The sequence below is a fragment of the Pseudomonas sp. WS 5410 genome, assembly GCF_012985645.1.
Classification (GTDB): domain Bacteria; phylum Pseudomonadota; class Gammaproteobacteria; order Pseudomonadales; family Pseudomonadaceae; genus Aquipseudomonas; species Aquipseudomonas shahriarae.
Genome location: NZ_JAAQWS010000016.1, coordinates 13,865 through 38,174, shown reverse-complemented (window position 1 = coordinate 38,174; position 24,310 = coordinate 13,865). Strand labels below are relative to the sequence as shown.

Genomic DNA, 24,310 nt, shown 5'->3' with positions numbered 1-24,310 from the left:
GGGTTGTGCTGGCCGTCAGATGGAAAGGGTGGTTAGAAGCTGAGGGCACGCAGCCAAGTGCGAGCGGTGTCGATGTCAACGTCGAAGCCCAGGGCGACCACTTCGACAATGTCTTCAGCCGGGGGTGTAGTCGGGTCTACGTCGATGGAAGTCATGGAGTCGGCGACTACTGCAACAGGCGCAGTTTCAACTTCCTTTTCGATTGGAGCGGCAGCGACAGCCGCTACTGGAGCAGGCGCGGCAGCCTGGGCGCGCAGACGGACCAGCTCTTCCTGGTCGCGCTGATACTGTGCCTCGCGCTCGCGCTGCTGGCGTTGTTGCTCTTCCTGCTGCTCACGCTGCTGACGTTGCTGAGCCTCCATGTCACGGCGCTGCTGGTCCAACTCATCCTGTTGCTGCTTCAAGCGCTTGCGGTCTTCTTCTGCGCGTTGTTTGCGCAGCTCTTCAGCCTCGGCGTCGGCGATTCGCTGCTTCTCGCGCAGCTCATCAAGCTCCTTTTGCTGGGCCAGTAGCTTTTCGGCGGCCGCTTCGCGCTCCAGGGCAGACTTGTGCAGCACTTCCAGCTGATCAATCGCGTTGTCGCGAGCGATGGTGGCTTCAGCTTCAAACTCGCCATACTCCTCGGGCAGGATCACCGCTTCCTTGACGCCCTGCAGGATGTTAGAAACGTCGGCTGCGCTTTGGCTTGCATAGGCGGCAGCGACAGCGCTGAAGCGGTTGATTTTTGCCCGGATGGCTTCGATGCGCTCTTGTTCAAGGCGCTCCTTCTCAGCCTTCGCATCGGCGATACGCTTTTCTTCGGCTTTGATGGCTTCATCAACTGGCTCTTCCAGGACCAAAACTCGAGCCTTCAATGCCTCGCCAAAATCCTTGACCTGATTAACTCGGGCCTGCGCTTCTTTCACCTTCTGCTGGTATGGCACCAGTGCTGTCTTGGTGGTGTTCGCCAGGGCATAGCGTACGTCGCGGATGTCTACGCGAACCTCTTTGGCATTTGCCAAACCTTCGCTCGTCGAGCAATCAACGACCAGCTTCGCGTAGGTGGTCTCCAGGCGAACGATCTGCTCTTCATGCGGTTGATATTCCACAATGTCGGTGATCGATACGGCAGGCGTTACAGACTTGTTCACTTCTTGGGCCTCAGATGTTTCGAGCGATTCTTGTGCAAGTGCTTGATTGGTATTTTTGGACATGACGATTCCTCGCCGCGCCAGGCGCAGCATTGAAAGTGGTGTGGGTCAGCAGAGTTATGCGGCGGAAACGGTAGAGGCGTTGTGTTTGGCGTAGATCTGGTCAATTTGCGCCTGGTAATGACGGTGCTCAGCTTCGTCGATGGCTCTCAGCATAAAAGCCAGGGTTATGCATGACCGCGCCGCGGCGCTGGCATTTTCCTTACCCAGATCCCGGATCAGGTTTTCTATCTCGGCCTCTATCCAGCCCACGGCTATCTGATGGTCTCGCTGGGCGATGTTCATTCAGCACCCCTTACTGGCGGGCAGATCAGTTCCATCTGCCCCATAGCAACGCTGATACGCTGCTTTAGGCTGGCACGCTCTTTGAGGCGACGCGCCTCACGCTCTGCCAGGTCATCTGCCGTGTACTCGTGGAACAGATCGATATGCTGAGTCTTCCCGAAGTTCGGCAAGTCCCAGCGCCTGTCGGATTCGCGGGCCTGGGCACTATCCGCATAGCTGGTTGGCATGGCGAGACTCCAGGGACCGGGAAAGGGCACAGGCTTCATTGTGGTCTTGGCGGAACCCCTTCACCTTTCCGGTGGAGGCTTCGACTACGTGAAAGAACTCGTGGCCCGCTGGAACTACACGGTAGCGGGGGGAGCTCTTTGGCGTGCTGGAGCCGACCATGCCGAGACAATAGGCTATGGAGATATTGCGGCGTTGGTTCATTGCAAGTGCTACATCGCAGTGAGCTTGGTGACTTTGGATCATGATCGCCTCCAGTTTGGCGGGTTGTTCACCTGTATTCGTCAACACTCATTCCTCCCGCTGGTTGCCGATGGGCGCGGGGGAGGAGTGCTGACGGGTAGAGGCGGTGAAGGTTGGGAGCCGCTTACGGCGGCGAGTCGTTGATACCGGTGGGGTGCTGCTTAGAAATCGGTCGTGACGTTGATGCTTGCCAGCTTTTGCCCTTCGCCAGCAGCGGTGATTTCCAGCCGTGCCTTGTGATTTGAGTCTCGGCTCATTTTGGCGAAAAACATGTCCGCCGAATCGGGCTCAAAGATTCGAATGCCTTGGCCTTTCTCTAAAACATCTGAATCCTCGCAAAGCACCAGCAGGTGCAGTTCCGGATCAAGCTTTTGCAATTGCGCGATCATGTCCTTAACTTTCATATTTGAGTCCTTAAATGGTTAGGGGGGCACCCGACATAACTGTAGCTGGGTCACAACCCAACCTGCATCGGAGATCGCTCGAATCTGACTGACGAGTAAACCGTCTTCGCCGCGTTGTTCGTCGCTTTGGCTCGGGTAAAGGTGGCCACCCTGCTATCTCGGGGCAGTCAGCCGAGCGATCTCCGATGCAGCCTAGTTCTGGGGAGTACCAGGGCCTCGGGCAGTTAACGACAGGCTGTCGTGGCGCTGGTTGTTCAAATAATCGCTGTCAGCGTTTTTGATCCATCAGGGTTCTGGCTGGTGATGTGCATTGCCAGCGATTGCGGGGCCCCACGCCGGATAGTTACGGCACACTTGCTGTAGCGTTCATCAAAAACCTGATCGCCATCGGGGAGGTGGGACGTGCAGGTCAGGTTGGAGCAGTCTTCGCCGTCCGGGCCTTCGCCATCGTGAGCGATATTGAAGCTGGCAATCATCGCAATACCCTGGGCCTTGCAAATTTCGATAATTTGCAGCATCAGGGGACTGATCTGGCTGTCGTAAATCTCTTCTTTGTTCATGGTCATGCTCCGGTTGTTTTCCCAATGCACCCGAGTAACCAGGTGCATCAGTGAAAACTTCCACCGTGACCCGCTACTGGCGTCGGTCACAGGCTTGAATCGAACTACCGAGAAATCCTCGGTTGTTACTATGTCTTGCTGACCGATGCGACGGCATGCCGGGCGCATCAGTAAAGTGTTCGTCTCGCCACGCATATCTGGATCATTCGCCAGTTCGGTATCCCTCGATCCGCCGCAGGTTCTTCCTGCGTTTCCTTCCAGCACCTAAGTCACTCCCCAGGCGGTAGGTCAGATCAGATCGCCGGTCCCCAGTAGAGGCGTAGCGGCTAAATAGTTAGGTTTTGCCAGAGCCTTTGCATCGACCCTCCCTGTCCTTGCCGGACAGGCGGCCCGCAACATCTCAGTTGCGGAAACCTTCTAGGTTGTTAAAGAGCGGTGCGCAGTGCCTGTGTATCGCTGCGATGGGGTTAATTTAGCCGCAAGCTAAAATATCGTCAATAGCTCCAAGCTAAATATTTAGCGATGGGCGAAATTATCGCGATCCGCCAGGTTTCTCCGAGCCGATGGCTGAGATCCACAAACGCTTTACGCGCCCATTAGCAGTGAGCTATGATTTTTCAATTAGCTGTATGGATATACAGCTTTTAATTGGGGGGGAATTTTATGGCGAAGAAGCAGGTGACATCGGCAGCACGACAGGAAATGAGCGGCATGGAGCGGCTGGGGCTGAGGGTTTCATCAATGATCAATCACCCCGTGGCACAGGCGCAGCGCTGGGTGACGATCCATCGCCTGGACACAGACGGTGATCGGGAATGGGATGAGGTGCTGGGCGTGATCGCCGATACGGACGAGCTTGAGCTGACGCTCAATGACGACGGCAGCGTGACAGTTAGGTGGGAGCAGCAAGAAGTCGAAGTGGCGGGCAGGGGAGAGGTTGAGTTTGAGCAGGAAGAAGAGGCGGCGCCTTTCTGATAGGTATGAAAAAGCCCGCTCACTGGCGGGCTGCGGGGTCAGGTCGGGGAGGGCAGATGCAAGAAGCCCGGCGCGGGGCCGTCTGGGAAGTGGCTGTCAGAGGGAAGTTGCGATCGCCCGGGCTAGTTGGGTGTCTGACATCAGCGGCGGTGCGCCGTTGGAGCGGTAGTACCTCGAGGCTTGTTCAAACTGGGCGCCGCGAATCTCGCCGTCCGAACCAATGAACGCCAGAGCGTCAGTCTTGGCTGACTTGAAAATCTCAGGCGGCTCGGTCGTGAGGGATGTGGTCGCCCCAATTAAAATGGTTGGCGCGGAAATTGTGAGAAATATCGCGGCAGCGATAGGGTTGGCGCCATCACCTGATACGGCCTGCGTGCTGACCGATGCCAGTAGGGCTATCGCCAGTGTCTTCCATGACTCCATGCTTCATTGCTTCCATTGCGATCTAAGGGCGCCACAATAGCAGGGTAGAGGCTCGCCAGAAACAAGAAGCCCGGCGCTGGGCCGGGCTCGATGTAACCGCGTCAGAAACTAACGATGCTTGTTCTTGTGTTTATGCTTGTTGTTGCCTTTGTGCTTCTTACCATCCGACCGATGATTGCTCTCATCGTCCGCCAGGTTGTTTCCGATCGCACCACCCGCGGCGCCGCCGAGACCTGCACCGATAGTCGAGCCAGTTGTGCCCCCCAGGCGATTACCAATGAGTGAGCCACCGGCCGAGCCGATACCGCCACCTAATGCAGCTTCGGCTCTATTGCCTTTTTGAGCACCTACAGCACTACCGGCAGCACCACCTACGCCTGCGCCTACCGCTGCGCCTGTCGAGCCCCCGAGCTGCTGGCCTACGATGTTGCCTAGAGCACCACCAACGCCGCCTCCAAGAGCGGCTGTGCCATCTCCGGCTGCCATCGCTCCTTGCGAAATGAGGACACCCAAAGCTAGGGCGGGCAGTGTAATTTTCATTTTGTGAACCTCTATGGGTTGTCAGCAGGCGCTCACGGTTTAAAGCACGCCTAGCATTAGGACTAGGGTGAAAGTTTGAAGTTCTCTACGGGCGGTGCCTGCAGGCGAATGGTTGTAACAAGATATGCCCTGATGGCTTTGTTTGCTGAGGCCGATCTTGAGCGGGTGCTAGGAATTGGGATGATCAGAGCAGCCCCAGTGTGAAAGGGCAGAAATAAGAAGCCCGGCGCTGGGCCGGGCTTTGAGATCATGTGAGTTCGGCCTATTTGTCCCAGCCGGTTTTGAAGTCGAGTGCTCGCATCATACCGAAGACATCACAGCACTGCGCACCCAGCCCTTTGCAGACGTCGGGAACCTTTCTATTTTGCCGCTGAGCTGAAGGCTTAGACGTCTCAAGAGAGACCACGCATCGTTCCACAGGGCTTGATAGTGCGTAGGAAATTAAAAACGGATCACGCCCAATGTAGGCGAGTTCGTTCTCATTCAGATCGACTGCATATCCGTTAAAAGTAACGTGAGCAACAGCGGCTGGGTCTGCATCTTCTTGAAGTATGAGACTATCTTTAACTTCTGGCTTTTTGAGCCACCCAGTTAAAGCGTCCTCCTTACCTGCCAAAATCTCTTCATAGATTTCAATTGGCATCTTAATGCGGCCATTTTGGCTCTGATGTAGAAGCCATGACCATAGTTCTGGCACCATTGTTTGTGGGTAGTAAACACCATTAGAAGTAATCAGCGTGTTTGCGTCCAGCAGATAAAGCTTCCTATCAAGCGCCATTATAATGTGCCAACCAAGTTATAGACATTGGCGGGCTTTACGCCCAATACTCTTCCGGCTTTTGTCGCCGTTAATGCACCTTCACGCATGGTTCGCTGAACCAAATTTACAATGGCTCCGCCTAGCTTATGCCTTTTAACAACGTAGTAGCTTGGTCCGCTAGAGCCGTCCCGTCCTTCTTTTGCTGCCGCTTTCTGGGCTACCCACAATTCTCTGAATTTCTGAGAAAGAGTATTCCAAGTATCTTGTTGAATTGCTCCAGACGTGAAGAGTCGATAAGCCACCAAAGAGCTGCTGACATTTATACTTTTTGCAAAGCCAGCAATTTTTTGCGTAAGCACATCGATATTTTCTGCGTGCCAGTTTTGTTTGATTAAGTCGTCTGTTGGAAGCAACAGCAGGCTTGCTATATCGTTGCAATACCGCTCAATTTTCTGTTCTGCACGACTGCCACTTAAGCCAGTAACGCCGATCAGTATATGCGCAAATTCATGAAGGAGTGTAAAGGACCTAGCAGGCGGCGCATCTTGATCATTAATCACGATAAATGGGGCAATCTTGTCGGATAACGCAAACCCCCTGAAGGCTTCGACAGGTATATTTGTGTGATGACTTCCAAGATTTCCAATAAGCAGAACGAATGTTCCCATCTCTTCAATTAGCTTTCGAAGATAAGAGAAAGCTTCTTCGGATTTTCCGTAGCGCCGGAACTCGTTGATATCGAATCCGATCAGCTTCCCGAGGTAGTCAGAAATGGAAGCGGGCTCCAAATCAACTTTAACGCTGCCCACGTAATCGCGAGGGAAGGCCTCCTCAACATCTTGTAGGACATTCTTTACGAGATCTTGCCGCACATAAATGTCACGCACTAGTGCATCGAGAGGCCCCTTACTTTCGATGCGCAGCTCTTCGGGAAGCGTGCGGAAATCCTCGCCTCTCTCTGCTCGAGCTGGCGGGGAAGGAAGATAAAAAACGAGAAGCGGGCGGCGATACGCTCCTGCCATCTTCACAATAAGTGCTCTGGAGGCCTCTTTTTCGCCGTCTTCATAACGCCGGAGCATTTCAGGGCCGGAAACCTTGCTGCCGCCAATAGCTAGAGCTTTGGCAGCCTTTTCTCTGCTAAGACCAGCAGTCTCTCGTGCCCATACAAGCACTTCTGGGTTAATTCCCGGCATACATCACCGCTTCAGCTCCGTCTTCATTTGCGCAATCATCCATTATCACAGTAGCGGGTTTTGCAGGATACTGAACTTCTCTACCGTCCATCGCAAGTGCGGCGTCACTACGTGATGCTACTCAGCCTTCCCGCGCACGATCCTTCCCGCCTTCACCTCATCTGCATAACCCGCCAGCTTGTCCTCAGCCTCCTGAAGACTCAGCGCAATCTTCATCAGATCGTTGGCACCTTGCTCATCTCCGGCAGCCAGAAGGCGTTTGGCAAAGACAAACAGATCGACGCCTGACCATTTGGGCAGGGCCGCAGCCTCGTTCAGGTCGCGGCGCAGCTGCTGGCTGGGTTTGGTCAGAGCCATGGACTTATACCGGCTGTCCGTTCCACACGTAGAGCACCCTGGCAAGGATATGAGTGTCATCAACACGAATATCCTCGGGATCATGGTGCTTGTTGTCCGAGATCATCTTGAATCGATCCTTGCCTTTCTTCTGCAGGCGTTTCACGTACAGCATCTCGTCGTGGGAGAAGAGGTAGATACCGTCGCCCGTGAACTCCCGGATCGTGATATCGACCAGCAATGGGTCGCGATCCTTGATCGTCGGGGCCATCGACTGGCCCCACCCGGTGATCATCTTGAGGTGGAAGTGCTCTTTGAAGGTGACACCCAGGTCGCGCAGATGCTTGGGGCTGACCCGTATATCCTGGAGCATTTCCGGGTATTCGTGCGGGATCTGTCCGCCGCCCATCGCTGCGCGCACGTCGTAGTGCGCAATCCACACCTCGTCACCAACCTGGCCGGGGCGAGAGAAGTCGACGGTTATGACGTTACTCGACTCGTCAGCGGCCGCAATAATCCTGTCACGAGCGGTGTTCGATAACCCTTTGACCTTCGAAAGCATCTGCTTTATCTGGTCCGCCGCTGTCTGTGCGGATGTCTCGCCTGCGTGATCGCTGGAAGTCAGCTCGTCAGCTGGAGTTATCGACTCGCCTGGCGATACGGAGTCAAACCAACCTCTGGGCAGCCCCTCGATCGCCTCGATTCTCCGCGCTACGTCGTCTCCCAAATTCTTCGCCGTCTTGTCCGACAAAATCTGACTCAGGTGCGCAGGCGCCATTCCCCAGCGCTCGGCGCACGCGCCTTTTCGCTGGTTTCCTATGAGGCTGATCAGTTGCTGTTTACGAATCGCATAAATATCCATGCGGGCAAGAATGCCAGCGTTTAGCTCAATGCTAAATGTGCTCACAGCTAAATATTCCTTGCTACGATATTAGCCATAAGCTAAATTTCTCCTATGTTTAAGGAGAGATCCCATGAATGACCATCTGCGTGACTGGCTCGCCAGCGCTTCAAACGAACGGCGCCAGTCAGTGGCTGCCGCTGCCAAGACGACGGTAGGGCACCTGTGGCAGCTGGCAGGCGGTCACCGAAAAGCCTCGGCCGACCTGGCAGAGCGCCTTCAGGACGCATCAGGTGGAGAGATCACCATCGCAGGTTTGCGACCGGATCTTCTCGACCTAGCGCACAAAGTCCTACGCGGCGCCGCCTGACATCCCTGTTCGCCGCTCCATTGAAGCCAGATTAGAAGAGAGCAATCCCCATGCAAACGTCCAGTTCCAGACACACCGTACAAACCCGTGATCAGGTGCTGGTCGCCCACGCTGCAAACCAGATCGCACGCACCAGCTTGAGCCAGGACGACTTCGCCCAGGCGTTGAGCCGCGAGCTGCATCTGTCGTGCCCGGAGAAGGCTATCGCCAAAGAGGTGCCGGACTTAGCCGCGCTTACCTTGCAGAACGACGTGTCCGACTTTGTGAAGGCGACCGGGCGCTGGCTCAAGCGTGTTCAGCGCTGGCTGTCCGGCGATCAGGAAATGCCGTCCTGGCTGGAAGAGTCGTGGGTGAACGCTCTTGAGCCTGAATTCCGCGACCACTGCTTGAACGAACTGGCGAGCCGCCACGGCTTGACTGGCGCCCGCCAGATGACCAGCGACCAATGCGCCAACAAGAGCTTCGGCGCGCTGATCCGTGCCCTCGGTGATGTGATCGACACGGGCAGCGAGGTGTTTGACGACCAGGTGATGTGCGAGCAGGACCTGCCGCGCTTGCCGGCTTTCGTTAAACAGTGCCGTCAGGTTGAGGCGAAAGCGGGGGAGTTGGGGCGAAAGGCTGAGCAGTTGATCAAGGGTGCGCGGCCAAGTCTGAAATCCATCGCTTGAAATTTTTTTGGTTTGCGCGGGTTTTTATGCCGCGATTTGGGGGCTCGGTGCCTGCACTAGTAAAAGAAGCCCCCGAAAACTCCAGGCACAAAAAAGCCACCGGACGAGGGTGGCTGATTCGATAACACTTTGTGAGGCCGATTATATGCAAACCCAGTCACATATCAATACCCCTACAAATCTCGCGCCACGTTTTCCGCAATCTGAAAACGTGGCGCGCAATTACTCGGTGATTCCGTTCGACTTTGACGGCGCCGCGATCCGGGTCATCACCGACAAGGCTGGAGATCCTTGGTTCGTTGCCCGCGATGTTGCCGATGCCCTGGGCTACTCCAAGCCTGAGAACGCAGTGGCCCGTCACTGCAGGGCTGCGACCACTACCCCGAAACAGGGTGGTGGTTTCATGACCATTATCCCGGAGCGCGACCTGTACCGACTGGTGATGAAGTCCAAGCTGCCGGCCGCCGAGAAATTCGAAGAGTGGGTGGTGGGCCAGGTACTGCCGAGCATCCGCAAGACGGGCACCTTTTCCACTCAAGGCCCGAACAACTCCAAGATCGTCGGCGAGCTGGCCATTCTGGAGTGCTTCGACCGCCTGCTGAAGCCCGCACCGTCCAGCAAGATGCTGATGCTGGCCAAGATCGCCGCCAACAACGGTCTGGATGCGAAATTCCTCCCAGGCTACGCCGTCGACGCCGCGCCAGACGCTGCTGGCGGGTCTTCGATGCCAACGAAGGCAATCACCGCCCTGATCAAAGAACACGCAATCGCCAGCACGGCCCGCGCCTTCAACCTTGCACTGGAGGCCCACGGCCTCCTCAGGGTCATGCAGCGCAAGAACTCTAAGCAAGAAACAGTTGAGTTCTGGTCGATCACCGAGAAGGGCATGGCCTACGGCAAAAATCTCACCAGCCCTCAATGCCCCCGCGAAACGCAGCCTCACTGGTACGTGGATCGCTTTCTTGAATTGGCCGCAAAGGTCGGGAAGGCCTGACATGCAATTCACCGTCACGATTAACCAGGTGAAGGCGCTGGAGTGGGGGCTGAACTCTCAGCAGGCCTTGCTGTTCGCCTTCGTCTACGGATGCCCTAGCTGGGCCAAGCCAATCAAAACCGATGACGGGATCTTCTTCGCGCTGAGCAAGGCCAAGATCACTGAGGAGCTGCCGCTACTCACTGATAAGCCTGACACCGCTTACCGCATGCTGAAGGCCCTGGAAGAAGCCGGATTGATTGAGCTCTCCAGTACTTCGAATATCACACTTTTCAGGCTGACCGAGAAGGCCATTGAGTGGAACCAGAAGCTCGACGGGTCGGAAAAATATCCGACCCCACCAAATAACAAGGGTCGGAAAAATATCCGATCTACCTCGGATAAATCTCCGAGCAAGGTCGGAAATAAATCCGGGCAAGGGTCGGAAAAATCTCCGACAAATCAGGATACCAATCATCAGGATACAGATCAGGACACCAGTCAGGACTTGCAGGACGCCACCGGCAAGCCGGCTCAGTCCCGCGGCTTGGTTCTCGTGGTTGATCGTATCGACGCCCCGCGGGTTGAGATCCCTATCGACATGCCCGGCCCCAAAGACCAGACCTGCAAAACGTTCAAGGTCTGGGCGAACTACGCAATGGCCTACCGCAAACGCTACCTCGGCGCATGGCCTGTTTGGAATGCCAAGGTTGGTGGTCAGCTCGGCCAATTGGTCGACCGCCTCGGCGCTGATATCGCTCACCACGTCGCCGCGCATTACCTGAAAACTAACGATGCCGCCGTTTTGCGCAAGTGCCACAGCCTCAACGAGCTGCTGGCCAACGCCGAGAGCTACCACACGCAATGGGTGACCGGGCAGCGCATCAACGGCACAACTGCCCGCCAGATGGAGCGCACCGAGGCGAATCTCACCGCAGCTGAGCAGGCCGCCCAGTTGGTTCTGGCCAAGCGCCAAGCAGGTGACCGCAATGAATACCTCTGAAATGAATGACCTGCAGGTCGCCGGGCTGGCTGCTGCCATCTGCGCCACCGCTGAAGCCATGGGCCAGGAAATGAACCCTGGCACAGCCGCGATGATGGCCGAAGACCTCTGCGCGTACCCGGTGCCCGTCGTCAAATCCGCGTTGAAGTCCTGCCGCTTTGAGGTGAAGGGCAAGTTGGCTATGGCAGATATCTTACAGCGAGTTCAGTCCTTCGACGGTCGTCCTGGAAAGGATGAGGCCTGGTCGATCGGGCTGCTCTCCGGAGATGAAATCGAGACCGTGGTGATGACCGCTGAAATCCAGCAGGCCATGACCGCCGCCGCTCCGATCCTTCGCCTGGGCGACAAGGTCGGCGCGCGCATGGCATTCATGGGGGCTTACGAGCGCCTGGTGGCTACAGCTCGGGCAGAGGCTACGCCTATTATCTGGAGCGTTTCGCTCGGGTTTGATCCCGCGCGGCGCGTAACGGCCATCGAGTCGGCGGTTCGCATGCAGTTGATCACCTATGAAGCTGGCAACCAGTACCTGTCTGATCTGCGTATTGCGCCAATCACTGCCGACGGCCAAGCAATCGCCGGATTGATCACGGGCTCAGCCGTAGTGCCATCACCACACCTCAGGGAAAAGCTCGCTGAGGTTCGTCAAATTGTCACAGCATCCAAGGCTCGGCAGGAGCGCGAACGTCTTAAGAAGGCCCAGTTCGATCGGGTCGACACATATCTGCGTAAGCGCAAAGCCCGTGCGGCTATCGCGGCAGTACAGCGCATGGGGGCCATCTGATGAATGAATCTCGACAAGCCCGAATCCTTGCCGGCCAGTCCTCTATCGCCCAGAAGGTTTTTGGCTGCGTCCCGATCCAAACGAGCTGGAGTAACCACGAAATCCACGTCGCTGCTTCGGCTGCCCAGGTAACGAGCGCATCGCCCTATGCCATACGCCGCGCACTCGGCGAGCTCAAGGACTCTGGCCTGATTCGTGAGCCGGTCGGCGGTAAGTTTCAGCGTGACGCAGTAACCCCAAAACCAAAAAAGGAGCAAGCCGTGACCCAGGCAGCCAAAACGACCGCAGTCCCGATCAAAAAGTCCGAAGGTGCCCTGGATGTCCTCGCCAGCCTTTCCGGTGAGGTTGTGACCCTGGCTGATGACTTCAGCAAGCGCATGAAGTTTTTGGCTGGCCGCATCGAAGAGGTGGCGTTGTCTGTGGAGGCCGAGCGAGAAGGAAATGCCGAAGCCCTGGGCAAGCTCAAGCAGTTGCAATCACTACTGAAAGGGATTTCGGAATGAGTATCGACAAGGAAAAATTAAAGGTGTTGCTCTGGGCTGAAGCTGCGTCATATCGAGCCGACTGCACAGACTGGAAGCGCAACACCGTGGCTCTGGATGAATTCCTGGGCGAGAAGACCGTGGTGGAGGTAGCGCTTGAGCTGCTGGCCGAGAATGAGTTGGCCCGGATGCGGAACAAGGAACTTGATCTGCTGTTTGGCCGCTACATCCTCGCTATGCGCTCCGCTCTCATTGAGGAAGAGCATGGCAAAGGCCCGGCTGCAGCAATGCAGTGGATCTACAACTCGCTGGCTGGTCCGGGTGAACTGCCTCCAGAGGAAGAGTCTGATAGCCAGGCCTACTTCTACCGGGAAATTGTCGCTGTGGATCGCGGAATGGCCGAGGTAATGGCGTTCCACGAATCCCGCCGCGCCGCCATGGGCAAGGGAGAGCAATCCAATGGCTGAGCTCGCCCTTATCCGTACCGTCCAAGGCCTTGTGCCGGCGACCGAGGCCGATCGCGAATTAACCCAGAAATGGAAGCTGGGCCAGGTGGTCCACGGCAAGTTCACAAAAATGCGCAACGCAAAGTTCCACGGCAAATTCTTCTCGATGCTGGATTTGGCGTGGGAGTACTGGGAGCCGGTCGGTGGCTTGGTTCCGCGTCAGGAGTTGCGCGGTATTCAGGGGCTGGCCAAGTTCTTCGAGGCGCAGAGCGGTAAGCCAGGGCAGTTGTCGCATGCAGTTGATGCGTACATCGCCGGTCTGGAGTTGGCCAGGGCCGAGCGCTTTCCGGCGGTGGACAAGTCCCGGGAGGCATTCCGTGAATGGGTGACGATCGAGGCCGGTCACTTCCACCTGGTGCGAACTCCCGACGGCGTGCGCAAGGAGGCCAAGTCAATTAGCTGGGCCTCCATGGATGACACGGCCTTCGAGCCGCTTTATCGCGACGTGTTCAACGCCTGCTGGCGCCTGGTCCTGTCTGCCCACTTTGAATCGGAAGAGGCGGCATTGAGTGCTGCTGACCAAATCGGGAGTTACGGATGAAGCGCACTCCACTACAACGCAAAACCCCGCTCACGTCCGGTGGCCCACGCCGCAAGCGCTGCCCAGAGTGCCGAGTGATGTTCACGCCTGCCCGCGGCTCGCAGGCGGTGTGCGGCGAGATCGAGTGCGCCATCGCTTACGGTAAGTCGGAGAAGGGGCAGGCGAGCGCCAAGAAGGCCCTGGCGGATGTCGGTCGCCGCGAGATCAAGGTGCGCAAAGAGGCGCTGAAGACCCGGGCGGACCACATGAAGGACGCAGAGAAGGCCGTGCGCGACTACCGGCGCACCTACGAGTTGAGCATTGGTAGCGGCTGCATCAGTTGCGGCGAGTCGCAGGAATCAATCCTCAACGCCCAGGGTTGGAAGACCGGCGGTGCTTTCGATGCAGGCCACTTCCTCGGTAAGGGCGCCCGGCCAGAGTTAAGGCTGGTGCCCAGCAATATCTGGCTCCAGTGCAAGAGCTGTAACGCAGGGTCGTCCAAGTTCGCCCGCAAAGGCGAGACGGTTTCCCAGGGCTTCCGTACTGGGCTGATCGCCCGCATCGGTCTGGAGGCTGTTGAGGCGCTGGAGGCCGACCACACGCCACGCAGGGAAACAGTAGAGCAATTGAAAGCCATCACCGCCGAATACCGTGCAAAGACAAGAGAACTGAAGAGGGCTGCAGCATGACCTATCGCAACGTTGTTCCAGCAGTGGTGCGGGCGCTCGCGGCCGAGACCATCAGTTCCGCCGGCGGCTGCGACTTTGAGCCGAGGGTGCAGTGTGCCAAGCAGAAGGGGGAGATCGTCGGCAAGGAGGCGGCGTTTCTCCAGGACTGCTGGGTGTTCGGTCGGCTGCACAAGGCGTTGACCCCGGCGCACTGGCGAGCACTTGTGGCGAAGTACTCGACGCACCAGGAGCGCAAGCACGGCGCCATTTTAGAATTGCTCAATTCGGTGAAGACACCTGCGCCGAAACGCTTCCGGGAATGCGCCGTGCTGACCTGGGCCATTCCGCAGGTTGCTGGTGCCGAGGGCAAGCGTTCCGCCGCAGTGCTGCCGGCAGCCTGGTACGACATCAACAACTGGGACAATGACGGCAAGCCGGAATCGACCCGGTACCGGTGGCGTTCGTCGATCCGCAAGGCGCTGGATGACCAGGTGAATGAGGCTCTCACTGCCGCTCAGGAACTGCTTGATGCGGAAGGCTTAATCGAAAGTTGTGCGGCATAGCAAAAAGCCATTGCAATGAGTGAGAAAGTGAGAGAGTATTTACCCATCCTGTCGATCTTGCGCGTTGAGGTTGCACAGTAAAGCCCGGCATGAAGTCGGGCTTTTTCATGTGAGGCAAAGGACGATGCGAACTCTCTTACTTCTCGGAATGTTGCTCTCGCCATTGGCATTCGCCGACCTAACCGAGCCCTCGCATGACTGCAACCAGCCAGACGTGCCGTACGAGTTTCAAGACCAGTACGAGCGTGACCAATTTCAGGCTGATGTTGAGGAATACGAAACGTGCATAACTGACTTCGTGGAGGAGCAGCAGGACGCAATTCGGAAGCATAAGTCGGCGGCCGATGACGCCATTGAAGAGTGGAACTCGTTCGCTCGATCGACATAATCGCTACTTATTTTTCTAAGCCTCGCCAAGTGCGGGGCTTTTTATTGCTCGCCGAAAAGACAATGCAAAAGGAATTTGCAAATGTTGAAAGAATTCAGGTGCGGTAACTGCAAAAGACTTCTCGCCCGTACGGGTGGGTTTACAGAGCTCCAGATCAAATGTTCCCGATGCGGGACGTTGAATCATGTGAAGGCCGCGAGCCTCGAGCAATCGCCTTTGAGCGACATGAAAGCGGAATCCTCCGCGAACAATCATTCAATTCAAAGGTGAAAAATATGAACGCAGTAAAAGTTGGTAAACACTTCGGCAATCTGTTTCCGAAGGGTGTTGTACAGATCGTCTCGCCAGCCGAAAACGTGAACGGTCTGACCATCCAGACAGCCTCCATAGACCCAACCAGCGGGTACGTCAATCTGTACGCCTCGGAGACAGCGCCTAGCATTACCGGTGACGCCAGTACTCGCATGATTTTCAATGGCAATGGCCCGGCTGTTGCGAACAGCCATTCCCAAGTTCTCCTTCCGGCTCCACTTTTCGTACCTGCTGGTATGGGGCTATGGGTGACCGCTGGCTCCTGGATCCCAGGTATTACCGCTACTGGATCTCTGGCTATCACCTGGGACCTGGTTGCATAAAGGCTATTTGTAGCCACTGACCCGGCCATGTGCCGGGTCTTCTATCTAGTGATTTTTATCTTTGGGTTTCGCCCAGACCGGCAAAAGCCTTTTTGATCATGCCTACGGAGTCGAGCGCATGGAGTATCTACAGCGCCTGCTCGACAAGATCGACAGGTTCGAATTGCTTATCGCGGGCCTTGTTGGAGCTGTGATCGCCAGTTGGTGGCACAAGGACGACTTGAACGACTGGCGTGCCTGGATGATCTTCCTCATCACCGGCATGGCCTGCTCAATCTACCTCACGAGCATGGTTAGCACCTATCTGGGTGTGACCGAGCCGAAGATCGTCGCCGGCATCGGCTTCCTGCTGGGTGCATTCGGCGGCTCGCTCCTGGCGGCCATCAATCGAGCCATTAAATCCGCTGATCTCTGGGCGCTCATTCGCCAGCGGTTCGGGGGAGGCAATCCACCATGAATCTAGAACTGATCAACTCCATCGCCTGCGGCCTAATCGCGCTGTGGGCAGCCTGGTGCGTACTGAGCGGGAAGGTGCGGGACGGCATCCTCGGGAAGCTGATTTACTCGACGATCGCCATAACCGGTTTCGTTTTGATGGTGCGCAGCCAGAACATCTTCTTCGGCCCGACTACCGCCGGCCTGACGCTGCATGTCGCCTTGGCTCTGGCCGGTGCACGGCACATCTTCATGGTCACGTACTGGCGGCGGGTGAAGGTCTGGCTATGCCGGACGCTGAACTGCGAGCACTGCATGCACTGTGACAAGGTGCCTGGTGGGATTGAGCGCCGGAAATCGTAGCCCGCGACACGTTTCGCGAATAGGGAAATCGTGCCGCGAGGCTATGGATGCAATATCAGAGTTGTAATGCTTTGCAGGTTGGGGAGTTAAGGACGGACTCTAGCTTTTCAGTTCGAGCTTCACTTGATAGGGAGTCTAGCTTCCACTCAGATTCGATTACGCGCCTTAGCTCAGTGGTCTTCGAAGGCGAAATATCAAAGTGCTCATTCGTGGCGATTATCTTTGAGTGCGCCTGTATCAAATTCCAGGATAGGTCGCGTTTCAATAATTCTGCAGATATCGAGCATTGAACGATCGATTTGTACTGGTTGCTTTCCTCCGAACAACCTGCGAGCACCAAAACGCCGATAAAGGTAACTACGAGTTTTTTCACAAAATCACCTGAAGATAGTGGGCTGACAGTGATAGCGGCAATCGGCCATCAATTCAAGCGAAAGAGTTGACTCATGACAACCAAGCAACCCGACTGGGAGGCGATCGAACGCGCCTACCGGGCCGGTTCGCTTTCCATCAGAACTATCGCTGAGCGCCAAGGCGTGAGCGACACGGCAATTCGGAAGAAAGCCAAGGTTCAAGGATGGGCGAGAGACCTTTCTGAGCAAGTGCGCAAAGAGGTTCGCAGCAAGCTGGTTCGCGGCGAGGTTCGCAACGACCAAGGCGCGAACTGCGAACTTGACGCCGAGATCATCGAAGAGGCCGCAGAAGAAGGCGCTCGGGTGGTTCGCAGTCATCGCCGAGACATTCGCAAAGCCACGAACCTCGCGAACCTGCTGATGGATGACTTGCTCAACACCATCCAGCGCCGCGAAGAGATCGAAGACGCGATCATCGACGAGACTGACGAGGACAATAACGGTATGCGCCGGGCCTCGATGCTCGCTGCTGTTGCGCTGCCCAGCAACTCCAAAACCTTGTTTCAGCTTTCCTCTGCAATGAAGAACCTGCAAGTCCTTGAGCGTCAGGCATTCAGCCTGGACGAGAAGGAGAAGACGGACGACGCCGACGAGATCTCGAAGATGATGGACGAATTATCACAGGACGCCTGATATGAAACCCGAGCACATGAAACTGCTTCGGGACCGATTCTGGCGACTGAACAACCTTTACTTCATCACTGACAAGCAGGGGAAGAAGGTTCGCTTCCGCATGACGCAGGAGCAGATCGATTACTTCCAGGGGATGCATACCCGGAACATCATCCTGAAAGCTCGTCAGCTTGGCTTCACGACTCTGGTGTGCATCGTCCAGCTGGATGCGGCGCTGTTCGAGGCTGCGAAGTGCGCCTTGATCGCTCACACACTGAACGACGCGAAGCGCCTTTTCCGGGAGAAGGTCAAGTACGCCTACGACAACCTGCCGAAAGAGCTCCGTGCTGCCAACCCAGCACGAAATGACGCCGCGGGCGAGCTGGTGTTCAGTAAGGGCGGCTCGCTTTACGTTTCCACCTCGTTCCGTGGCGGTACGCTGCGCTACCTGCACGTATCCGAGTTCGGGAAGATCTGCGCCAAGTTCCCGCACAAGGCGCGCGAGATCGTCACCGGTGCTTTTGAGGCTGTCGCTGCTGAGTGTTTCGTCACCATCGAGTCGACGGCTGAGGGTCGGGCTGGGTATTTCTTCGCTTACAGCCAGTCAGCAGAGCGACAACAGCTTTCCGGTGTGCCGCTAGGCCTGCTCGACTGGAAGTTCTTTTTCTTCAGTTGGTGGAACAACAAGGCCTACAGCTTGGATTCCACCGACGTGGTGCTGCCGCAGCGTCTGACCGACTACTTCAGCGAGCTGCACGCCAAGCACGGGATCGTCACCAATGACGGCCAGCGCGCCTGGTATGCAGCCAAGGAGAAGACGCTCGGCGACGACATGAAGAGGGAGTACCCGTCGATCCCTGCCGAAGCCTTCCAGCAGTCGGTCGAGGGCGCCTATTACGCCCAGCAACTGACCAAGCTCTATGCCCAGCAGCGCATAGGTGTAATTCCGAATAACAGCCACTTGCCGGTGATGACCTTCTGGGACATCGGCGTCGGCGACTCCACGGCCATCTGGTTCGTGCGCCAGGTCGGTGAAGAGTTTCACGTCATCGATTACTACGAGAACAGCGGCGAAGGCCTGCGGCACTACATGAAGGTTCTCAAGGACAAGGGTTACACCTACTCCGAGCACTGGGGGCCGCACGACATCGACAACCGGGAGTTTGGCAGTGATGCCAAGACCCGTCGGGAGTTGGCCCAGGAGGGCTACGAGATCGACGGGCAGATTTACAGCATGACTTTCGACGTGGTTCCGAAAATTGGCATCAGCGACGGCATTGAGGCTGTGCGGGAGATTCTTCCGCTCTGTGTGTTCGATGAGTCGAAGTGCGAAGAGGGCATTAACTGCATCGAAAACTACCGCAAAGAGTGGGACGACAAGCGCGGTTGCTGGAAAGACAGACCACTTCACGACTGGACCTCACACGGTTCCGACGGATTCCGGTACTTCGCCGTGGCGAAGAGCGCTAGGAAGCCGGCCACATCTATCAAAATGGGATACGCCCGATGAGCAATGACGTCTCCTTCAAACGGGCGGAATACACGGCAGTGCTCGACCGTTGGGCGACTGTGCGCGACGTCTGTGCTGGCCAGCACCGGGTTGTCGACCGGCTGCCCTACATCAACGCTCACGACAAGTCGCCTGAAAACGTAGACCGGAACAAGGCCTATCGCGAACGTGCGGTATTTAAGAACGCCACTGGGCACACCCGTAACGGGCTGCTCGGCCTGGCGTTCCACAAAGACCCAACGTTGACGGTGTCGAAGAAGCTGGAGTACCTGCAGGACAACGCCAATGGCTCGGGTGTGAGCATCTACCAGCACTCGCAGGGCACCCTAGAGAAGGTGCTCGAGGCCGGGCGGCACGGCTTGTACGTCGACTATCACCAGGATAATGGTGTCGGCGGGCACTCGGTGATCCTTTCCTACTGCGCTGAAGACATCATCAACTGGCGCACGGGCATGGTGAATGGTCACAGCGTGCTGACTCTGGTGGTGCTGCGCGAGTCGCCCGAGATACCTGAAGGCTTTGGGTTCAAGACGGTTGAGCAGTACCGGGAACTGGCGCTGGAAGATGACGGTTTCGTTTGTCGCGTTTGGCGCCGGTCTGGGCCTAAAGGTGGCGGGCCACTGGCGGTCACCGAAGAATTCAGGCCGGAAGGAGTGACCGGACGTCTCAAGGAGATCCCGTTCACCTTCGTCGGCGCACAGAACAACGACCCAAGCATCGACGAGTCGCCGCTCTACGACATCGCCATGATCAACCTGGGCCACTACCGGAACAGCGCCGATTATGAAGACAGCGTCTTCTGGTGCGGCCAGGCCCAGCCATGGATTTCTGGCCTGACCGAGCAGTGGGTAAAGCTGCTCGAGGCAAAGGGTGTCTACGTCGGATCGCGCGCGCCTATGCTTCTGCCTGCTGGTGGTGCATTTGGCTACGCGCAGCCCGCTCCGAACACCCTGGTCAAAGAGGCCATGGCCGACAAGAACCAGATGATGATCGAACTGGGCGCCCGGATGGTGGTTGCGTCACTTGCTACCAAGACCGCTACGGAGTCCCGCGGCGATCAGTCAGCCTCAACATCGGTGCTGGCCGGGTGCGTGGCTAACGTCAGTGAGGCATACACCCGGGCAATCATGTGGTGCTGCGCCTACATGGGGGTGGCCGACAAGAATGTCGCCTACCAGGTCAATCAAGAGTTCGTCGAGCTGACGGCCGATCCGCAGATGATCACGGCCTTGGTGGGCTTGTGGCAGAACGGTGGCTTCGCGAAAGCGGATCTTCGAGCATATCTGCGCAAGCTTGGGCTGATTGCACCAGAGCGCACCGACCAACAGATCGACGGCGAACTTGAAGAGCAGGGCGACGGCCTGGGCCTGGACGACGAGGACAAAGTAGATGGTGGTGAACCAAGCGATACTTGATGCGACCATCCGGCACGCAGTGTTCCTCGAAAAGCTCAAGGCGGGCGAGGTGGGCAAGTTCGCTCCCTTCCTCAAGGAGATTGACCGGTCTATCCGTGATCGGCTGACCCAGTCGGACCTGACCGAGTACAACGTCAAGCGCCTGGAAGCGCTGCTGAAAGAGGTCGACAGTCTGCTACTGGGCATCTTCGACCGTTTCAGCGCGCAACTGAACCTCGACCTGGTGGACATCGCCAACTACGAAGCGCAGTTCGAGGCGACGAGCTTGGCCCGATCAGCGCCGGTTGGCGTGTCGCTCGAAGTCGTGGCCCCGACGGCCGCTGCAATCCGCACCGCAGTGCTGACGAACCCGCTCAGCGTGCGCGGTACCGGTAGCGGGAAGCTGCTGAAGGCCTTCATCAAGGGGTGGACTGGCGCCGAACGTGAGCGCGTAACAGGCACGATCCGGCAAGGCTTCTTCGAAGGGCAGACGAACTTCCAGATCATCCGCAACATTCGCGGCACCAAGGCGGCAGGCTACAAGGACGGTATTCTTGCCACCACCAACCGCAATGCCAGCACCGTCGTGCACACCGCCATTCAGCATGTGTCATCCCAGGCAAGGATGGAGGTGGCCAAGGCCAACACGGATATCGTCGAAGAGATCCAGATGGTGGCCACGCTGGACAGCAAGACCAGCCAGCTATGTCGCTCGATGGACAAACGCCGGTTTCCAGTCGATTCAGGCCCACGGCCGCCGTTTCACCCGAATTGCCGTACGACGTTCGTTCTGCTAACCAAACTTAGCGAGATGTTCGCCAAGGGAGCTACCCGCGCTTCGGTGGGTGCCAATGGCGGCCAGCAGGTCAGTGCAAGCCTGGATTACTACCACTGGCTCCAGCAGCAGCCAGCTTCGTTCCAGGACGTTGCTATCGGCCCAGTCCGGGCCAAGCTGTTCCGGGAGGGCGGGCTGACCGTAGAGCGCTTCGCCGAGCTGCAGCTTGATCGCAACTTCGCACCGCTGACGCTGGCGCAGATGAAAGGGCTGGAGCCCCTGGCCTTCGAGCTAGCAGGGATCTGATATAGGATGATCGCTCTTATCAAGGAGCCATCATGGAGCAAGCGATTCAGGGACAAATAGAGCAGGCACTGAAAGGGCTCTTCGAGGCCGTTTCTATGCTCCAGAAAGCCTACCCCGGAAAACCATTCACGCCGGATGGCCGCCTGGTCGGCGATATTGGAGAGGTGGTTGCGAGCCTCGCTTATGGCTTGACCCTCAATGAAGGCCTCACCAGACATCATGATGCGGTAACGGATGATGGCCGTAACGTGCAGATCAAAACAACATTCGGAACCAGCCTCACATTCCCCGTGCATCATGTGCCGGACTATTACTTGGGCATTCGAATGAATAGAGACGGCACGTTCTAGGAAATCTACAACGGACCAGGTCACCTGATTCAAGCGCAGCTCGCTGCTCGAAAAGCTACCAAGACAGGCCTTCATGGAGCGTTGATGCCGATGTTGAAGCGTATCAATCAAAGTGTTCCTGAGTCAGAGCGAATACCCAGACGCTAAATTCCATATAAAGCCCGGCCATGAGCCGGGTTTTTTTATGCCTGCAAAGCGGGCGACCAAACCCAAGGGGTGCATCAACGTGGCAGAAGAAAACGAAATCGACCTGGAAAACCCGGCAATCAAGGCCGCTATCGCGACTGCCGTTGAAGCATCTGTTTCCGGTTTGAAAACCAAGAACTCGGAACTGCTGGGCAAGCTGAAGGAAACCTCCGGCAAGCTGACCCAGTTCGAAACCCAGTTTGAAGGTATCGACATCGACGCAGTCAAAGGCCTGCTCAGTCGTGCCGGCCAGGATGAAGAAACCAAGCTGCTGACCGAGGGTAAGGTGGACGAGGTCTTCAACCGCCGCACAGAGCGCCTGCGCGGTGACTACGACAAGCAGTTGAAGGCCATCAGCGAGCGCGCCGAGAAGGCCGAATCCTTCGCCGCCAAGTTCCAGGGCAAAGTCCTGGGCGACTCGGTACGCGGCGCAGCACTGAAAGCCGGCGCTCTACCTGAAGCAACCGACGACATCATCCTGCGCGCCAAAGGCGTCTTCACCCTTAACGAAGATGGCGATGCGGTCGCCGTTGATGAATCCGGCCAGGTCATCCTCGGTAAAGACGGCAAGACCCCTCTGACTCCGCTCGAATGGGCGGAATCTCTGCGTGAAAGCGCACCTCACCTGTGGCCAAGGGCTTCAGGGACATTTGCCCCGGGCGGGGGTGGCGGCAAGGCTGCATTCAAGCGCTCCGAAATGACCTCCGAGCAGAAGCGCGACTTCCAGCGCAAGCACGGCCAAACCGCATATCTGCAATTGCCCAAGTAAGGGGATTTACCCATGGCTACAACCGTTAACAGCGACCTGATCATCTACAACGATGAGGCGCAGACCGCATACCTGGAGCGAGTCCAGGACAACCTGGATGTGTTCAACGCATCGTCCAACGGCGCGATCGTTCTCGACAACGAGCTGATCCAGGGCGACTTCCGCAAGCGTGCCTTTTACAAACTCGGCGGCGGTCTGGAGCACCGCGATGTCAACTCCGACGGCAAGGTCACCGCCAAGAAAATCGGCGCTGGCGAGGCTGTAGGTGTCAAGGCACCATGGAAATACGGCCCGTACCAGACCACCGAAGAGGCGTTTAAGCGCCGCGGCCGGGCAGTGGAAGAGTTCTCCCAAATCATCGGCGCCGATGTTGCCGATGCTACCATCGAAGGCTTCATCGAATACGCCACCGGCGCACTTAAGGCCGCCATCGGCTCGAACGCTGCCATGGTGGTGTCGGCCAACATCGAAACCGACGGCAAGAAGACCCTGACCCGTGGCATGCGTAAATTCGGTGACAAGTTCGGCCGGATCGCGCTGTGGGTCATGCACTCGTCTGCCTACTTCGACATCGTTGATGAAGCGATTGCGAACAAGGTCTACGAAGAAGCCGGCGTCGTGATCTACGGCGGCCTGCCTGGCACCCTGGGCAAGCCAGTACTGGTGACCGACAAGGCTCCAGTGGATGCCATCTTCGGCTTGCTGCCGAACGCCGTGGTCATCACCGAGTCTCAGGCCCCCGGCTTCCGCTCGTACGACGTCAACGACGAGGAGAACCTGGCTATCGGCTACCGCGCCGAAGGTACCGTCAACATCGACGTGCTGGGCTATAGCTGGAAGGAGTCCACCGGTGGCACCAACCCAGCACTGGCGGCCGTTGGCTCTGCTGCGAACTGGGTCAAGCACTCCGACAGCAACAAGGTCACCGCAGGCGTGATGATCAATCTCACCACCACGCCACCAGTCGGCGGCTGATAACCACCCCAGGAAGCGGCCAGCGATGGCCGCTACGGAGATTCCGATGAAACTCGTTTATACAAACCAGCTTGACGGCTTTGAGCCTGGCAAGCGTTACCGCGTCCCGGGTCTATTCCGCAGCATTGAGCGTGATGCAACGACAGTGACCGTGGTAGGTGACTATCCTGAAATCGTCACGGCCTACGAAGACGCGGGTGTCGACGTTGAGGTGGTCGAGTTGCCGGCGCCTGTTGTTGTCGGCACGCAGGCGATCGCATCGGGCGAACTGTCCAAGCTGCTTGCCGATCTGCAAGACGAGAGTGACGCAATGGTTCTGCTGGTCGATGGCCTGGAGGCTGGTGAAATCCATCGTCCAGAGTTCGGCGAGCTGGCGTTGCGCTTGTTTGAAGTGCTGGGCCCCATCCATGCCTCAGTTGGCGAGCTGACTGCCGAGCGTGACAGTCTGCTACAGACAGTCGACGGGCTTCGCGATGAGGTTGAAGCTCTGAAGAGAGCCGCCATCACGCCGCCGACTGGTGAGGCCGATGAAATCGCCGCGCTGAAAGCAAAGCTCGATGAGGCCAAGGTTCCGTACCGGGCCAACGCTTCGAAAGAATCCTTGGAAAAGCTCGTCGCTGATCTGCCTAAGGCCTGATACTGCTGGCTGCCGGTGGCCCGGCGGCCAATCTTCAAACCATTCCAGCGAGT

At 57.2% G+C, this 24,310-nt stretch carries 35 protein-coding genes; 23 read left to right on the top strand and 12 right to left on the bottom strand.

From position 1 onward, the window contains the following. Nucleotides 1–32 precede the first annotated feature (32 nt). The 6 genes from HBO24_RS21565 to HBO24_RS29660 all read right to left on the bottom strand — a co-directional run bounded on the left by HBO24_RS21565 (nt 33) and on the right by HBO24_RS29660 (nt 3,171). Nucleotides 33–1,193: a hypothetical protein gene (locus tag HBO24_RS21565; protein WP_170060279.1), complete on the bottom strand. Its 1,161-nt coding sequence runs from the start codon at nt 1,191–1,193 to the stop codon at nt 33–35. Nucleotides 1,194–1,247: 54 nt separating this feature from the next. After that, nucleotides 1,248–1,475: a hypothetical protein gene (locus HBO24_RS21560; protein ID WP_120731824.1), complete on the bottom strand. Its 228-nt coding sequence runs from the start codon at nt 1,473–1,475 to the stop codon at nt 1,248–1,250. After that, nucleotides 1,472–1,702, bottom strand: coding sequence for a hypothetical protein (locus HBO24_RS21555; RefSeq protein WP_170060278.1), 231 nt, complete (start codon nt 1,700–1,702; stop codon nt 1,472–1,474). Before HBO24_RS21555 ends, HBO24_RS21560 begins: the two co-directional genes overlap by 4 nt. Further along, nucleotides 1,680–1,904 (bottom strand): hypothetical protein, encoded by a 225-nt coding sequence (locus HBO24_RS29665; protein ID WP_262381547.1) that lies wholly within the window; start codon nt 1,902–1,904, stop codon nt 1,680–1,682. Before HBO24_RS29665 ends, HBO24_RS21555 begins: the two co-directional genes overlap by 23 nt. A gap of 200 nt (nt 1,905–2,104) precedes the next feature. After that, entirely contained in the window at nt 2,105–2,347 is a 243-nt protein-coding gene (locus HBO24_RS21550; protein WP_099491211.1) for a hypothetical protein, read from the bottom strand. Between the two features lie 254 nt (nt 2,348–2,601). Next, on the bottom strand, nt 2,602–3,171 hold the full coding sequence (locus HBO24_RS29660; protein ID WP_262381545.1) for a hypothetical protein: 570 nt from the start codon (nt 3,169–3,171) through the stop codon (nt 2,602–2,604). A gap of 399 nt (nt 3,172–3,570) precedes the next feature. On the opposite strand from HBO24_RS29660, the gene HBO24_RS21540 reads away from it, so the two are divergent. Further along, entirely contained in the window at nt 3,571–3,882 is a 312-nt protein-coding gene (locus tag HBO24_RS21540) for a DUF1654 domain-containing protein (protein WP_170060277.1), read from the top strand. A gap of 96 nt (nt 3,883–3,978) precedes the next feature. Here HBO24_RS21540 and HBO24_RS21535 read toward each other — a convergent pair whose 3' ends face one another. From HBO24_RS21535 to HBO24_RS21510, 6 genes are all read right to left on the bottom strand, one after another. Then, nucleotides 3,979–4,305, bottom strand: coding sequence for a DUF2388 domain-containing protein (locus HBO24_RS21535; RefSeq protein WP_170060276.1), 327 nt, complete (start codon nt 4,303–4,305; stop codon nt 3,979–3,981). Between the two features lie 108 nt (nt 4,306–4,413). Then, a complete protein-coding gene (locus HBO24_RS21530; RefSeq protein ID WP_170060275.1) occupies nt 4,414–4,845 on the bottom strand; it encodes a hypothetical protein in 432 nt (143 codons plus the stop codon). A 262-nt stretch (nt 4,846–5,107) separates the two neighbouring features. Next, nucleotides 5,108–5,623 (bottom strand): DUF4411 family protein, encoded by a 516-nt coding sequence (locus tag HBO24_RS21525; protein WP_170060274.1) that lies wholly within the window; start codon nt 5,621–5,623, stop codon nt 5,108–5,110. Next, complete coding sequence (locus tag HBO24_RS21520) at nt 5,623–6,798, bottom strand: XRE family transcriptional regulator (RefSeq protein ID WP_170060273.1); 1,176 nt, start codon at nt 6,796–6,798, stop codon at nt 5,623–5,625. The genes HBO24_RS21525 and HBO24_RS21520 overlap by 1 nt, the downstream gene beginning before the upstream one ends. Before the next feature lie 117 nt (nt 6,799–6,915). Continuing rightward, a complete protein-coding gene (locus HBO24_RS21515; protein WP_170060272.1) occupies nt 6,916–7,155 on the bottom strand; it encodes a hypothetical protein in 240 nt (79 codons plus the stop codon). Between the two features lie 4 nt (nt 7,156–7,159). Continuing rightward, nucleotides 7,160–7,996: a S24 family peptidase gene (locus HBO24_RS21510; protein WP_170060324.1), complete on the bottom strand. Its 837-nt coding sequence runs from the start codon at nt 7,994–7,996 to the stop codon at nt 7,160–7,162. Nucleotides 7,997–8,108: 112 nt separating this feature from the next. Between HBO24_RS21510 and HBO24_RS21505 the strand changes: the two genes are divergently transcribed. The 22 genes from HBO24_RS21505 (at nt 8,109) to HBO24_RS21400 (ending at nt 24,257) form a co-directional block, all read left to right on the top strand. Then, nucleotides 8,109–8,345 carry a hypothetical protein gene (locus tag HBO24_RS21505; RefSeq protein WP_017479602.1) on the top strand — a complete coding sequence of 79 codons (237 nt, stop codon included), beginning with the start codon at nt 8,109–8,111 and terminating at the stop codon, nt 8,343–8,345. A 50-nt stretch (nt 8,346–8,395) separates the two neighbouring features. Further along, the gene (locus tag HBO24_RS21500; protein WP_170060271.1) at nt 8,396–9,013 is read left to right on the top strand and encodes a hypothetical protein; all 618 of its coding nucleotides are present in this window, start codon (nt 8,396–8,398) and stop codon (nt 9,011–9,013) included. A 145-nt stretch (nt 9,014–9,158) separates the two neighbouring features. Beyond that, nucleotides 9,159–10,007 (top strand): BRO family protein, encoded by an 849-nt coding sequence (locus HBO24_RS21495; RefSeq protein WP_170060322.1) that lies wholly within the window; start codon nt 9,159–9,161, stop codon nt 10,005–10,007. A gap of 1 nt (nt 10,008) precedes the next feature. Next, on the top strand, nt 10,009–10,989 hold the full coding sequence (locus HBO24_RS21490) for a phage replication protein (protein WP_170060270.1): 981 nt from the start codon (nt 10,009–10,011) through the stop codon (nt 10,987–10,989). Beyond that, nucleotides 10,976–11,770 (top strand): hypothetical protein, encoded by a 795-nt coding sequence (locus HBO24_RS21485; protein WP_262381544.1) that lies wholly within the window; start codon nt 10,976–10,978, stop codon nt 11,768–11,770. Before HBO24_RS21490 ends, HBO24_RS21485 begins: the two co-directional genes overlap by 14 nt. Beyond that, nucleotides 11,770–12,273, top strand: a complete 504-nt coding sequence (locus HBO24_RS21480; RefSeq protein WP_170060269.1) for a hypothetical protein — start codon at nt 11,770–11,772, stop codon at nt 12,271–12,273. The genes HBO24_RS21485 and HBO24_RS21480 overlap by 1 nt, the downstream gene beginning before the upstream one ends. Then, complete coding sequence (locus tag HBO24_RS21475) at nt 12,270–12,719, top strand: hypothetical protein (protein ID WP_170060268.1); 450 nt, start codon at nt 12,270–12,272, stop codon at nt 12,717–12,719. Before HBO24_RS21480 ends, HBO24_RS21475 begins: the two co-directional genes overlap by 4 nt. Further along, nucleotides 12,712–13,299: a DUF1367 family protein gene (locus HBO24_RS21470; protein WP_170060267.1), complete on the top strand. Its 588-nt coding sequence runs from the start codon at nt 12,712–12,714 to the stop codon at nt 13,297–13,299. The genes HBO24_RS21475 and HBO24_RS21470 overlap by 8 nt, the downstream gene beginning before the upstream one ends. Continuing rightward, a complete protein-coding gene (locus HBO24_RS21465; protein ID WP_170060266.1) occupies nt 13,296–13,967 on the top strand; it encodes a recombination protein NinG in 672 nt (223 codons plus the stop codon). Before HBO24_RS21470 ends, HBO24_RS21465 begins: the two co-directional genes overlap by 4 nt. Then, nucleotides 13,964–14,509 (top strand): hypothetical protein, encoded by a 546-nt coding sequence (locus tag HBO24_RS21460; RefSeq protein ID WP_170060265.1) that lies wholly within the window; start codon nt 13,964–13,966, stop codon nt 14,507–14,509. Before HBO24_RS21465 ends, HBO24_RS21460 begins: the two co-directional genes overlap by 4 nt. Nucleotides 14,510–14,972: 463 nt before the next feature. Beyond that, nucleotides 14,973–15,167: a Com family DNA-binding transcriptional regulator gene (locus tag HBO24_RS21455; RefSeq protein ID WP_170045126.1), complete on the top strand. Its 195-nt coding sequence runs from the start codon at nt 14,973–14,975 to the stop codon at nt 15,165–15,167. Nucleotides 15,168–15,172: 5 nt separating this feature from the next. Continuing rightward, nucleotides 15,173–15,532, top strand: coding sequence for a hypothetical protein (locus tag HBO24_RS21450; RefSeq protein WP_170045127.1), 360 nt, complete (start codon nt 15,173–15,175; stop codon nt 15,530–15,532). Nucleotides 15,533–15,650: 118 nt separating this feature from the next. Further along, nucleotides 15,651–15,989, top strand: a complete 339-nt coding sequence (locus HBO24_RS21445; protein ID WP_003218335.1) for a hypothetical protein — start codon at nt 15,651–15,653, stop codon at nt 15,987–15,989. Continuing rightward, nucleotides 15,986–16,330: a hypothetical protein gene (locus HBO24_RS21440; RefSeq protein ID WP_170045128.1), complete on the top strand. Its 345-nt coding sequence runs from the start codon at nt 15,986–15,988 to the stop codon at nt 16,328–16,330. The genes HBO24_RS21445 and HBO24_RS21440 overlap by 4 nt, the downstream gene beginning before the upstream one ends. 446 nt (nt 16,331–16,776) lie before the next feature. Beyond that, nucleotides 16,777–17,376: a hypothetical protein gene (locus HBO24_RS21435; protein WP_170060264.1), complete on the top strand. Its 600-nt coding sequence runs from the start codon at nt 16,777–16,779 to the stop codon at nt 17,374–17,376. 1 nt (nt 17,377) lies between these two features. Continuing rightward, entirely contained in the window at nt 17,378–18,865 is a 1,488-nt protein-coding gene (locus HBO24_RS21430; RefSeq protein WP_170060263.1) for a terminase, read from the top strand. Next, entirely contained in the window at nt 18,862–20,280 is a 1,419-nt protein-coding gene (locus HBO24_RS21425; RefSeq protein ID WP_170060262.1) for a DUF4055 domain-containing protein, read from the top strand. Before HBO24_RS21430 ends, HBO24_RS21425 begins: the two co-directional genes overlap by 4 nt. After that, nucleotides 20,255–21,340 carry a minor capsid protein gene (locus tag HBO24_RS21420; protein WP_170060261.1) on the top strand — a complete coding sequence of 362 codons (1,086 nt, stop codon included), beginning with the start codon at nt 20,255–20,257 and terminating at the stop codon, nt 21,338–21,340. Before HBO24_RS21425 ends, HBO24_RS21420 begins: the two co-directional genes overlap by 26 nt. A 32-nt stretch (nt 21,341–21,372) precedes the next feature. Beyond that, on the top strand, nt 21,373–21,690 hold the full coding sequence (locus tag HBO24_RS21415; protein ID WP_262381543.1) for a hypothetical protein: 318 nt from the start codon (nt 21,373–21,375) through the stop codon (nt 21,688–21,690). A 226-nt stretch (nt 21,691–21,916) separates the two neighbouring features. Further along, a complete protein-coding gene (locus HBO24_RS21410) occupies nt 21,917–22,645 on the top strand; it encodes a hypothetical protein (protein WP_169998781.1) in 729 nt (242 codons plus the stop codon). Between the two features lie 12 nt (nt 22,646–22,657). Next, nucleotides 22,658–23,620 carry a major capsid protein gene (locus HBO24_RS21405; RefSeq protein ID WP_170060260.1) on the top strand — a complete coding sequence of 321 codons (963 nt, stop codon included), beginning with the start codon at nt 22,658–22,660 and terminating at the stop codon, nt 23,618–23,620. Between the two features lie 46 nt (nt 23,621–23,666). Beyond that, nucleotides 23,667–24,257: a hypothetical protein gene (locus HBO24_RS21400; protein WP_170060259.1), complete on the top strand. Its 591-nt coding sequence runs from the start codon at nt 23,667–23,669 to the stop codon at nt 24,255–24,257. Nucleotides 24,258–24,310: the final 53 nt, after the last annotated feature.